Below are 12,061 nucleotides of genomic sequence, written 5' to 3' on the forward strand. Positions count from 1 at the left end.
TATCAATTTCCATTAAAGTAAAACTAAGGAGAGAACATAAACCGTGCTAATCCCCACGATTCCCATAATAAAAGTCAGTGCGGTTTGTGTACGATACCCTTGTTGTGCGGTCATCTTGCTGAAGTTTGTAACTACCCAGTAGTAACTATCATTCGCGTGAGAAACGCACATTGCGCCTGCTGCAATTGCTATTACGGTTAGTGCAGCCGCAATTTCACTGGTTAAACCCAAAGCATTCATTAGAGAATCATCAACGTTAAACATTCCCATAATTGCTGCGGTGGTAATCATCGCTACGGTTGAACTGCCTTGCGCCGTTTTTAAAATTGCAGAGATGATAAATGGAAAGAAAATACCGGCACTACTAATAATATGTGCGTTTTCTTTAATATATTCTACAAAGCCAGCTTCAACAATGACTTTACCTAATACGCCACCCGCTGCAGTGATAAACAGAATAGGGCCAACAAGTTTTAGGGTATCATTTGTTAAGGTTTCAAATGTTTTGATTTTGCCACATTGAAAAATCAGAATAATAGCGAAAATTAGCCCAACACCTAAGGCAATAATCGGATGACCTAAGAATAAAACGAAGTTAGCTATGTCTCCTGTTGTGCCTGAAATTTTAGTTATTGAACCTAATGCCATTAAAATAATCGGTACAAAGATAGGGGCAAAGCTCAGAAAACCATTGGGTAACGTGCCATATTTTTGCAATAACGCTTCATAGCCTTGAGCAATAAGTTCATCGTTCGTCTCATCTTGTAAGATAACTCGCTTGCCAATAAATTTGGCAAAAAGATAGCTTGCGATTAACACAGGAATAGACACTGTAATTCCCATCAGAATCACTAATAATAAATTATGCTCTAAGCCTAAACCACCAGCTACGGCAATTGGTCCCGGTGTTGGTGGAATGAATACGTGTGCGGCATAGAGACCGGCACTAAGCGCAACCGCTGTGCCAACAGGATTTGCGGCAATTTTTTTCTGAATAGCTTCACGAATTGGGTTTAACACAACAAAACCACTATCACAGAATACAGGAATACCCACAACCCAGCCCATAATAAGCATTGCAAGTTCAGGTCGTTTTTGTCCAACCAGTTTAACGACGATATCCGCCAATTTTAAGGCTGCGCCTGTTTTTTCTAGTACCATACCGATAATTGCACCAAAAATAATCACAATTCCGATACTTTTAAATGTTCCGCTAAAACCCACCCCAATCATTGAGGGAATTTTTGTGAGAGGAATGCCAGCAAGAAGAGCTAAAGCAAGGGAAATGCTCATTAAAGCGAGGAATGGATGAACTTTTAATTTCGCTATCATAAAAATCATCATCAAGATAGCAAGGATAAAGCTAATAATGAGTGCGATGCCTGTCATATTATTTCTCCTTTATAGGATTAATCATCACTCATATTATTGTTTTTCCTAATAGAGAATGCTTTATCCGAAGATACAAAAAATAGGATAAAAATCAGTAATAACTTGTCAAAAAGGACAAATCACTTTTTTAATAATATACTTAAATAAAAGATAAACAAATCCTCTATCCTATTGAAAGATAAAGAAGTTATTTGTTCAATTTTATTAAGGCGATAACGTAGCGTATTAATATGAATGAATAAATTTTGAGCGGTGAGAGGGAGATCACAATTTGACAAAAAATATTGTTGTAAAGTTTTGTGTAATTGTTGATTAGTATCTTGAGTATAAAGTTTATTAATTGGTTTTAACAATTCCTTAGCTTGCCAAGAATCCGTTAAATCATCTAATAAAACGGGCAGTTGGCACTGTTCAAAAAAGTAAACTGCTTTTTTCGGAAAAAATTTTAATCCATAGTTTAACGTACTTAATGCGGTTTTATAAGAAAGGGAGAGTTTTTCATTTCCGCCTAAAAAGCCACCTACAACAATCTTATAGGCGCGGAGATTCCAATGCGGTGGAACAAGTGTTTTCAGTAATCTTTTATTTTGGCGTTCACTGGCGGGGAATAATATGAGTACCGAGTCCAGAGAATGAATGGCAAAAAGCACATTTTGCTGCTGTAAGTAGTTCACTAATTCTTGTAATTGGTTCTGATTGGAATGGCATAGATTAATCAATACGACTATGTAATCAAGGGATAGGTCAATGCCAAAGAAATGTGCTTGTTGAGCAAGTAAAGGATATTTTTGTGAATTATCGACTAACTGTAAAATAAATTCTTCTTTATAACGATGAGACCAACGCTCTTGCTCAATTAAAATATATTGTTCAATAATTAATTCCGCAGTCATTTTTACCAATTCGGCATAAGGACGCACTTCCTCTGGGTGACCTGAGACCCCCACCACGCCAAAAATTTTACCAAGATAATTAATCGGAATATTGATACCGGGTTTCGCTTCTTGATTCCATTTTTGCGAAAGGAGCTCATCGACTTCCACAACACGATTTTCTCGAATTGCAATCACCGCACCAATATGTTTTTGATTTAAACGGGAGGTATCTCCTGAAGCAATAATGATCCCATTTTTATCCATTACATTGACACTGTTCGGAATAATATGCATTGCTCGTTTCACTATTTTCTGTGCGACTTGTTGATCTAGTTCCATAATCCACCTGAAAATGAAATCAAACTTGATTAAATCATATAATTAAAATATGTATTTCCCCAAGATATTTATTGCATTTTTTTGCTTAACCGCTACAATTATCGCTCCTTGTCGGCGCTGAATTAGAGATCGGCGTTTGATGTATGATTAACCCCTATAATTGAGGATTTAACTATGTCTCTAAGTACAGAAAAAAAAGCAGAAATCGTTGCTGAGTTTGGTCGTGATGCAAAAGATACTGGTTCTTCAGAAGTTCAAATTGCATTATTAACAGCGCAAATTAACCACTTACAAGGTCATTTTGCTGTTCATAAAAAAGATCACCACGGTCGTCGTGGTTTGTTACGTATGGTTTCTCGTCGTCGTAAATTATTAGATTACTTAAAACGTACTGATTTAGCTAAATATAGCGAAATTATCGCGCGTTTAGGTTTACGTCGCTAATCATTAAATTAAGTAAAGAAAACGCTCAAGAGATTGAGCGTTTTTTTATGCCCAAGATTGGGTGATGAGCAGAATGAATTTTCTTTTATGCGTAAAATTGCCGAAAAAAACACCGCACTAATGTATGAGAGAATGAGGCAATTTTACATCATATGGTACAGGCTTAGTGCTTTATCGCCAGTCGTTTTTTAGTTAAGCGATATAAGGGCGAATACATCAAACCGCCCTTATATTGAAATTAGATGCGTTGAAAAATTTGTGAAAAAAGCACCGCACTTGGTGAAGTGCGAATAGGTTTATTCCACCGCTTTAAATAAAATTTCGCTTGGAATAATTTCACCTTGCCAATAAAGTTCGCTGGCAACGTTTTCTGCTAACTGTAAGAAAGATTGGGCAATTTCGCTGTCTGGGGCAGAAATCACTGTAGGTTTACCGTTATCCATATCTTCACGTAGGCGGATATGTAATGGCTGTTGTGCGAGGACTTTTACTTGATATTTTTCTGCCATTTTTTCAGCACCACCAGTGCCGAAAATTGGTTCGTGATGACCGCAGTGGCTACAAATATGCACCGACATATTTTCCACAATACCAAGCACAGGGACAGAAACACGCTGGAACATTGAAATCCCTTTAATCGCATCAATTAAGGCGATATCTTGTGGGGTAGTAACCACAATCGCCCCGGTTACAGGGATTTGTTGTGAGAGCGTAAGCTGAATATCTCCCGTTCCCGGCGGCATATCAATCACTAAATAATCCAGCTCTATGCCATCTTTTGCCCATAGGGTTTCTTGCAAAAGTTGGCTTAATGCACTGCTTGCCATAGGCCCACGCCAAATGGTGGCATTATCTGGTTCCATTAAATAGCCAATTGAATTGGTTCGTAGTCCATATACTTCAATAGGATTAATGTGTTTGTTATCTGGCGAGGTTGGGCGTTGATCTGCGACGCCAAGCATATGAGGTACGGAAGGACCATAAATATCGGCATCAAGTAATCCCACTTTTGCCCCTTGCGCTTGTAAGGCTAAAGCTAAATTTACTGAAACCGTGGATTTGCCCACACCACCTTTACCTGAACTCACCGCAATGATATTTTTAATACCTTTCACTGCGGGGTGGTTATTGGCACGTTTTAATGTGGCGATTTGATAGTTCAGCACCCATTTTACTTCTTGTGCTTGGGTAATTTTTTCTAATTCCTTAGTTAGGGCCGCTTTTAATTGTTCAAAACCGCTATTCCAAGCAAAAGGCATCGCAATTTCAATGCGTAAAACGCCTGCACCGAGTTCTACTTTTTTGATTGCATTGAGGCTAATTAAATCACGCTGTAAGCTTTGCTGTTTAAATTGTTGGAATCGTTGTTGAATCTCGGCTTGTTGCGCCTCGTTTAAATTCGCTGAAAAATGAATGCTCATCATTATTTCCTATTGTTAAGTCGATCGTAAGTAAATAGTTGAGTAAATTTGTTGGTATATTTAAACACGGCAACGCGGTGCTGTTAAGTATAAATTGAGATAAACCGCCTTGAACTGGAAAAAATACCGTCAATAAGGTAAAATTCGGCACAATTTTTCTGATGATAAAGGAACAGATAATGTCAAATTCACCTCGTAAAATTTTAGTCACTTGTGCATTGCCTTATGCCAATGGCCCTATCCATTTAGGACATATGCTTGAACATATCCAAGCCGATATTTGGGTGCGTTTCCAACGTATGCGTGGCAACGAAATTTATTTTGTTTGTGCCGATGATGCGCACGGCACACCAATTATGTTGAAAGCTGATCAAATGGGTATTACGCCTGAGCAGTTAATTGCCGATGTACAGAAGAAACATATTGCAGATTTTGAAGGCTTTAATATTAGCTTTGATAACTATCATTCTACCCATAGTGAAGAAAATCGTGAATTGGCACAATGTATTTATCGCAAATTAAAAGAAAATGGTTTTATCAAAAGCCGTACTATTTCACAATTATTCGATCCTGAAAAACAAATGTTCTTGCCTGATCGATTTGTTAAAGGGACTTGCCCAAAATGTAAATCCCCTGATCAATATGGTGATAATTGCGAAGTTTGTTCTGCCACATATAGCCCAACAGAATTAATTAATCCACGCTCTACGGTTTCAGGTGCAACGCCAGTGTTGAAAGAGAGTGAGCATTTTTTCTTTGATTTACCAAGTTTTGAAGCAATGTTGAAAGAGTGGATTCGCTCTGGATCTTTGCAACAGGAAGTGGCGAACAAAATGCAAGAATGGTTTGAAGCGGGTTTACAACAGTGGGATATTTCTCGTGATGCCCCTTATTTTGGCTTTAAAATTCCTGATACAGAAAACAAATATTTCTATGTTTGGCTTGATGCGCCAATTGGTTATATGGCATCGTTTAAAAACCTCTGTGAGCGTAAAGGGGATTTAGACTTTAACGATTTTTGGCGACAAGACAGCCAAACGGAACTTTATCATTTTATTGGTAAAGATATTATGTATTTTCACTCCTTGTTTTGGCCCGCTATGTTAGAAGGGGCAGAATTGCGTAAGCCAGATAATATTTTTGTTCACGGCTATGTTACCGTAAATGGCGAAAAAATGTCGAAATCTCGTGGCACATTTATCCAAGCGGCAACTTACTTAAAACATTTAGATCCAGAGTATTTACGCTATTATTATGCGGCGAAATTGGGGAATAGAATTGACGATCTTGATCTCAATTTAGAGGATTTTGTTCAACGAGTAAACACCGATGTGGTGAATAAATTAGTTAATCTTGCTTCACGCAATGCAGGGTTTATTCAAAAACGTTTTGATGGCGAGCTTGCCGCAACCTTGCAAGATCCACAATTATTTGCTGAATTTACCGCACAATCTGAACAAATTGCAGCCTATTATGAAAATCGCGAATTTGGTAAAGCGATCCGCGAAATTATGGCATTAACGGATAAAGCGAATAAATATATTGATGAAAAAGCACCTTGGGTTATTGCCAAAGAAGAAGGGCGAGAGCAAGAATTACAGCAAGTTTGCTCAATGGGTATCCAACTTTTCCGTGTATTAATGGGGTATTTAAAACCAGTGTTACCGAAATTGGCAGAGCGTGCCGAAGCCTTTTTGCAAGCCGAAATTACTTGGGACAACCTTGCAACACCTTTGCTCGCGCATAAAATTGCACCATTTAAGGCATTGTTCTCTCGTTTAGAGATGAAACAAATTGAACAAATGATTGAGGCATCTAAAGCTGAAAATGCACAATTACTTCCACAATCCCATAGCGAGAAAAGTGCGGTAGAAAATTCACAAGATATTGAGCCTTTTGAAGACACGATCAGCATTGATGATTTTGCCAAATTAGATTTGCGCGTTGCTAAAGTGCTAAAATGTGAAGCAGTGCCTGAAAGTAACAAATTATTGAAATTTATCTTAGATTTAGGCGTTGAACAACGCCAAGTTTTCTCTGGGATTAAGGCGGCTTACAATAAACCTGAAGAATTAGAGGGGCGTATGGTGATTATGGTTGCCAACCTCGCACCGCGTAAAATGAAATTTGGTATGTCAGAAGGAATGATTCTTTCTGCGGGCAGTGGTGGCGCAGATTTATTCTTACTTGATGTTGATTCTGGTGCAAAAGCAGGGGCGCGCGTGAAGTAATCAAGCGTAAGAGGAAATAGCGAAAAGGCGAACATCAGGTTCGCCTTTTTTGTTTATGCGACAGGCGTGCCTTTTAGCAATTTCCTTATCCAACTACGATTTGGGCTGAGTTGATGCAAAATATCTTCACTTAATGGCAAGGGTTCGCCGTAAATTAATGATGCAAGGACTTCGCCAAGTAAAGGGGCGGAAGTTAATCCCCTTGAGCCTAATGCCCCGATTAAATAAAGATTACGATGTATTGCGGCTGGTGGAATGGGCTGTTTGCGGCGGCGAAGATTGAACAAATTATTGTAGTCTGCTACTTGCTGAGTAAAATCTGGCACGTTACCGACCATTGGAATACGATCTCGCACCGCACAACGCACGCCAACACGGGCAAGATTGTCAGATGTATCGATCGCGTTCACCCATTCAGCCCCCGCAAGATTATGTTGAATTTTATGTTGATTTTGTTGCTGTTCTTGTGAGCTGAATTGACGATCTTGATTATCGCGAACGTGGCTCGCCCCAATGCAATGGCTCGTTTGATGTTGATCGGCAGGGGTGAGATAACCATCATAGCAAAGCACGGCATTCAGTTGCTTTAATTGTGGTGTTGTGGGAATTTGGCTCACTTGCCCACGCACGGGATAAACCGGCAATTCTTTCGTTTGATGAAAGTTTTTTAGCTGATGTCCATTGGCAATAATGGCAATGTGATGAGAAAAGGTTTCACCCTGTGCATTGGTTAATTGCCAATTTTCATCTGGCAGTGAAAGTGCGGTAATTTTTTGCGATGTTTTTATGCTTACGCCCTGTTCGGCTAGATAACTAAATAAATTTTGCACTAATTGACAAGGAGCAAGCCAAGCCCCTTGTGGAAGAAATGCCCCACCACAAGGCAGTGGTAAACCGACTTTTTCGCTTAATTCAGCTTGGGAAAGCGATTGGAATAAGGTTTCAGGCAAATCTAACGCAGAAATTTTATCTAATTTCACCGCACTTTTATGATCATAAGCACAGAGGGCAACGCCACAAAAAGCGTGTTCAAATTCAATTCCCTGTTTAATAGCCCAATGTAATTGCTGTTGCCCATATAAAAATGCGTGGATATAAAAACGAATATTACGTTTATCATCATCACTAAGTTGTGGATAAAATGCCCCTTGTTTATTGCCAGAAGCATTGAGAGCGGTTTGCTCGTCTTCGCAATATAAGGTGATGTTTGCGCCTCGTTGTAATAAAGACAGGGCAGTAAAGGCGGAAGCAATTCCCCCGCCGATAATGGCAATATCTTGTTGATCTACTTTGCTAGGGCGCGGTTTGCTCAACGGAGCTGATTGAGCCAAATACCAAGGGGTTAAGATCGCCAAAGTGCGGTGATTTTTTTTGTCATTTTCTGGTTTTACGCCAGCTAAACATTCACGCTTTTTGCCATAGCCTTTGCGTTTATGTACGCAAAAACCCGCACTTTCTAACCCTTTTCGCACCGCACTGGCTGCCGTAAAGGTGGCAAATGTTCCATTCGGTTTGCAATAATTGAACATTGCAGTATAAAGTTGCGCATTCCACATTTGCGGGTTTTTACTCGGAGAAAAGCCATCTAAAAACCACGCATCAATACGGTTTTGCATATAATCACCAAGTTGCGGTAAGTTGTCTGCGATATCGCCAAACCAAACATCTAATGTGCTTTCATTAAAATGAAAACGCTGGCAGCCACTAATCATTGGTTGCCAGTGTTGGCAAAGTTGCTGGCTTAACTCAGTAAACTCCGCATAAGGCAGGTGCGTTTCGGCTAACTGGGTTTGATTCAATGGATATTTTTCAAAAGAAATAAAGAACAGACGTTTTAATGGGCTATGGGGATGAGCTTGTCTAAATTGGCGAAAGAGCGTGGTTACGGCAAAAAAATTCAGCCCTGTACCAAAGCCTGTTTCTCCGATCACAAAATGAGATTGTTCAAAATCTTGCCAACGTTGCCACAATTGATTTCCTTCTTGAAAAACATAGCGACTTTCTGCCAATCCATCTTGATTAGAGAAATAAACATCATCAAATGTAGCGGAAACAGGCGTTTTTTCTTGGTTAAAATAAATCTCGGCGTGATTAAGTTTAAACATCGGTGTGGTTATCTTTGTTGTACTGATTGAGTTTGCTATAATAACGGAATTTTCTGGATTGGTCGAACCTTCAAAGAAATGCTTGCAATATTTTCATTTCGTAGTAAGTTAGCGACCGACAAATCTATTTACTCTTTCAACCCAAAAGGAATAATTTATGAAAAGAGCGGTAATTACTGGTTTCGGCGTCATTTCTAGTATCGGTAACAATAAAGAAGAAGTGTTAGCTTCATTAAAAGCGGGCAAATCAGGCATTGAATTAGTGCCAGAATTTGTCGAAATGGGTATGCGTAGCCATATCGCAGGAACACTTAAAATTACTCCTTCAGAATTAATTGACCGTAAAGTTTACCGTTTTATGGGCGATGCAGCCGCTTATGCGTATCTTTCAATGAAAGAAGCCATTGAAGATGCCGGATTAACAGAAGAACAGGTTTCTAACGATCGTACAGGCTTGGTCATTGGTGCTGGAACAGGTTCAGCACATAACCAATTAATCGCGTGTGATGCTGTGCGTGGGCCTCGTGGTGTAAAAGCCGTTGGGCCTTATGCGGTAACCAAAACAATGGCATCAAGCGTTTCAGCCTGTTTAGCGACCCCTTATAAAATTCGTGGTGTCAATTACAGCATTAGTTCAGCTTGTGCGACTTCAGCACATTGTATTGGACACGCACTAGAATTAATCCAATTAGGCAAACAAGATATCGTATTTGCAGGTGGTGCTGAGGAACTTTCTTGGGAATGTGCAACAGAGTTTGATGCAATGGGCGCGGTTTCGACAAAATATAATGATACGCCAGAGAAAGCTTCTCGCGCTTATGATGCAAACCGTGATGGTTTTGTTATCGCAGGTGGTGGCGCGGTGGTTGTCGTTGAAGAATTAGAACACGCCCTTGCTCGTGGTGCAAAAATTTATGCAGAAATCGTAGGCTATGGCGCAACTTCAGATGGTTATGATATGGTTGCACCGAGTGGAGAAGGGGCAGAGCGTTGTATGAAACAAGCAATGGCAACCGTAGATACTCCAATTGATTACATCAACGTACACGGCACGTCAACACCCGTTGGTGATGTGAAAGAACTTGGTGCAATTAAAAACGTATTCGGTGAAAGCCAACCTGCGATTTCGTCTACAAAATCAATGACAGGACACTCCTTAGGTGCTGCAGGTGCGCACGAAGCCATCTACACATTATTAATGTTAGATAACGATTTTATTGCCCCAAGCATTAATATTGAAACTCTTGATCCACAAGCTGAAGGGATGAATATCGTAACAAAAACCAAAGAAAATGCGGGCTTAAATACCGTGATGTCAAACAGCTTTGGTTTTGGTGGCACAAATGCAACCTTAGTTTTTAGACGTTATACAAAATAATATTCATTAAAAAGACATAAAAATAAAGCAGGTTAAATACCTGCTTTATTTTTTTGTATGATTAGTGATACTTTTTATTTATTTTTTACTAATGGATAAAACGGTTTACCCCAATCTAATTTATCGTAGTTATTCATCATAATTTCAAGCATTGTGGGTAAAAATAAAGAAAGAAGTTGGCAACTTACCTTTAATTGCTCACGGTTAACAGAACTATTAAAAGTTGCACCACCGTGAATAATCTGATTTCTCAGCGTATAAAGACGCCCAAATAATATAGACAAAATTTGAGGTGTATTTTGTTTTTCTAATGCAGAAAGCAAATGTTTCTGTTCATATTTCTCTTCTTCAAGATATTGTTGTTCGGTAATATCGCCATTATGAAAGCGCCAAAATGGCTGAAAAATAAATTGATTATTTGTAAGTAAACGAATAGGCTGGGAAAAATTTTTCCATACTAGAGTATAAATAGTTTGCTCTTCATCTAAACTACAAATTCGTAATAAAAACTCATTCAAATTAACCCGCTCTTTATTTTCTAAGTTCTTCATTTCTTTAGCATAAGCAGAATTAAACGCTATCCAAAGAAAAATAAATTTAGTATCTAAATCTTCAGTGGCTTCAGCCTGCTTTAACCAACTTAATGCGCGGTGGATACGGAGTTTAAAGTTGTCGGAGTAGTTTTGGGAATCTTTATTTTGTTTAAAATAAGTGGTAAGAGTTAATATATCTCTCATAAAGCTATCCTCACTAAATATAATTTATAATTAGTAGGATAGCATATATTAAGATATTAGCATACGGTTATTGTTCTAATATATCTAATAAGAATTCTGTTAATGAATTTTGTTTGTTTTTTATAATAGAGTTACTGGATGCCGACCATACATATATTTTACCGTCGTTATTATCATAAATATAATATTGACCATCTCCAATATCTAATAAAGGAATATAATTATTAGGAATGTTTACATTATATTCTTTAAATTCTTTGAGTAAGTTAAGAATATTAAGATAGTAATCAGTTGAAACTCCTAATCCATATATTTCATCACTGTTGTAACTTAATATACCAAAACTAGATAAAAAATCTCTATATTCAGATGAAAATTTTATACCTAACTGTCTTTCAGCTGATAAAATTTCATTTTCATTCGCTGGGCGAATAATAGCACCTTTTGCTACAAATTTATTTGCTAATTCTTTCATTGTTATACTCCTTGTTTTTCTATGATTTCAGCAGCACGTTCTTTCCAGTGTTCTTCTTTTTCTTTTTTAAAACTCTCACGATCTATTTCAGATTCTTTTTTCACATCATGCAATATAGTGTGATTACCTGGTCCCCTATGTTCTCTTGAAGTTAATTCAGCGAGAGGTGAATTTTGATTTTGTCCAATATGATGAAGCTCAATTGGTTTACCACCTTTATCTAAAGGTGCAAGTCCTTGTTGCATTCTACCTAGGTTAGTTCTCCCTAATTCATCTTTTTGATTAAGATCAATATCTTCTTTGCATAGAACAAATTTCCCATTAATTTCTTTTGGCATTAAGCTTGCCCCTTGATAAATATCAGCCTCTTCTTCTGATTTTATCATATCAACTATTTCGGAAGGCCAGATTAATGTGAGTTTTTCAATGGTTTCTTCTTTCACTGGCGTAAAGTGTTCTTTAGCTAAACAATCCATAACATTTTCTGAGTTAGAAGGATCTTTAGTGTCAGTAGCGACTTTGTCAGTTATATTAGCTTCATCAAAAATATCTTCAATAGTAATTTTATCATCAGCCCATACTGGTAACTCTTTGCTATTGACCTCTTTTTTGTCTATCGACGGTGTTTCTTGTGTTTCTAATTTATTGAACATATAAACTCCTA

10 protein-coding genes are annotated in these 12,061 nt (G+C 38.1%); 3 read left to right on the forward strand and 7 right to left on the reverse strand.

Annotated features, from left to right (window positions below; translation table 11 throughout):
- Positions 1-12: 12 nt before the first annotated feature.
- Both L4F93_RS07350 and L4F93_RS07355 read right to left on the reverse strand, forming a co-directional pair.
- On the reverse strand, positions 13-1,389 hold the full coding sequence (locus L4F93_RS07350; protein WP_250349682.1) for a GntP family permease: 1,377 nt from the start codon (positions 1,387-1,389) through the stop codon (positions 13-15).
- Positions 1,390-1,511: 122 nt separating this feature from the next.
- Positions 1,512-2,606, reverse strand: a complete 1,095-nt coding sequence (locus L4F93_RS07355; protein ID WP_250349683.1) for a sugar diacid recognition domain-containing protein — start codon at positions 2,604-2,606, stop codon at positions 1,512-1,514.
- A gap of 174 nt (positions 2,607-2,780) precedes the next feature.
- Here L4F93_RS07355 and rpsO point away from each other — a divergent pair, with 174 nt between their 5' ends.
- Positions 2,781-3,050 carry a 30S ribosomal protein S15 gene (rpsO, locus tag L4F93_RS07360; protein ID WP_250349684.1) on the forward strand — a complete coding sequence of 90 codons (270 nt, stop codon included), beginning with the start codon at positions 2,781-2,783 and terminating at the stop codon, positions 3,048-3,050.
- Positions 3,051-3,346: 296 nt separating this feature from the next.
- On the opposite strand, the gene apbC is transcribed toward rpsO, so the two are convergent.
- Complete coding sequence (apbC, locus tag L4F93_RS07365; protein ID WP_250351660.1) at positions 3,347-4,471, reverse strand: iron-sulfur cluster carrier protein ApbC; 1,125 nt, start codon at positions 4,469-4,471, stop codon at positions 3,347-3,349.
- A 179-nt stretch (positions 4,472-4,650) separates the two neighbouring features.
- Here apbC and metG point away from each other — a divergent pair, with 179 nt between their 5' ends.
- A complete protein-coding gene (gene metG / locus L4F93_RS07370) occupies positions 4,651-6,702 on the forward strand; it encodes a methionine--tRNA ligase (protein WP_250349685.1) in 2,052 nt (683 codons plus the stop codon).
- A gap of 53 nt (positions 6,703-6,755) precedes the next feature.
- Here the strand turns inward: metG and mnmC are convergent, their stop codons facing one another.
- Positions 6,756-8,807, reverse strand: coding sequence for a bifunctional tRNA (5-methylaminomethyl-2-thiouridine)(34)-methyltransferase MnmD/FAD-dependent 5-carboxymethylaminomethyl-2-thiouridine(34) oxidoreductase MnmC (mnmC, locus tag L4F93_RS07375; protein ID WP_250349686.1), 2,052 nt, complete (start codon positions 8,805-8,807; stop codon positions 6,756-6,758).
- 157 nt (positions 8,808-8,964) lie between these two features.
- Here mnmC and fabB point away from each other — a divergent pair, with 157 nt between their 5' ends.
- On the forward strand, positions 8,965-10,185 hold the full coding sequence (fabB, locus tag L4F93_RS07380; protein WP_250349687.1) for a beta-ketoacyl-ACP synthase I: 1,221 nt from the start codon (positions 8,965-8,967) through the stop codon (positions 10,183-10,185).
- A gap of 74 nt (positions 10,186-10,259) precedes the next feature.
- On the opposite strand, the gene L4F93_RS07385 is transcribed toward fabB, so the two are convergent.
- The 3 genes from L4F93_RS07385 to L4F93_RS07395 form a co-directional block, all read right to left on the reverse strand.
- Complete coding sequence (locus tag L4F93_RS07385) at positions 10,260-10,922, reverse strand: HEPN domain-containing protein (RefSeq protein ID WP_250349688.1); 663 nt, start codon at positions 10,920-10,922, stop codon at positions 10,260-10,262.
- 67 nt (positions 10,923-10,989) lie between these two features.
- Entirely contained in the window at positions 10,990-11,397 is a 408-nt protein-coding gene (locus L4F93_RS07390; protein WP_250349689.1) for an SMI1/KNR4 family protein, read from the reverse strand.
- A 2-nt stretch (positions 11,398-11,399) separates the two neighbouring features.
- Positions 11,400-12,050, reverse strand: coding sequence for an HNH/ENDO VII family nuclease (locus tag L4F93_RS07395; RefSeq protein ID WP_250349690.1), 651 nt, complete (start codon positions 12,048-12,050; stop codon positions 11,400-11,402).
- Positions 12,051-12,061 lie beyond the last annotated feature (11 nt).

The sequence above is a fragment of the Avibacterium sp. 20-132 genome, from assembly GCF_023611925.1.
Taxonomy (GTDB): domain Bacteria; phylum Pseudomonadota; class Gammaproteobacteria; order Enterobacterales; family Pasteurellaceae; genus Avibacterium.

Coding starts and splice junctions, on each gene's coding strand:
- rpsO (WP_250349684.1), top strand. CDS start 2,781: ATGTCTCTAAGTACAGAAAAAAAAGCAGAAATCGTTGCTGAGTTTGGT.
- mnmC (WP_250349686.1), bottom strand. CDS start 8,807: ATGTTTAAACTTAATCACGCCGAGATTTATTTTAACCAAGAAAAAACG.
- L4F93_RS07355 (WP_250349683.1), bottom strand. CDS start 2,606: ATGGAACTAGATCAACAAGTCGCACAGAAAATAGTGAAACGAGCAATG.
- L4F93_RS07395 (WP_250349690.1), bottom strand. CDS start 12,050: ATGTTCAATAAATTAGAAACACAAGAAACACCGTCGATAGACAAAAAA.
- metG (WP_250349685.1), top strand. CDS start 4,651: ATGTCAAATTCACCTCGTAAAATTTTAGTCACTTGTGCATTGCCTTAT.
- fabB (WP_250349687.1), top strand. CDS start 8,965: ATGAAAAGAGCGGTAATTACTGGTTTCGGCGTCATTTCTAGTATCGGT.
- L4F93_RS07390 (WP_250349689.1), bottom strand. CDS start 11,397: ATGAAAGAATTAGCAAATAAATTTGTAGCAAAAGGTGCTATTATTCGC.
- apbC (WP_250351660.1), bottom strand. CDS start 4,471: ATGAGCATTCATTTTTCAGCGAATTTAAACGAGGCGCAACAAGCCGAG.
- L4F93_RS07385 (WP_250349688.1), bottom strand. CDS start 10,922: ATGAGAGATATATTAACTCTTACCACTTATTTTAAACAAAATAAAGAT.
- L4F93_RS07350 (WP_250349682.1), bottom strand. CDS start 1,389: ATGACAGGCATCGCACTCATTATTAGCTTTATCCTTGCTATCTTGATG.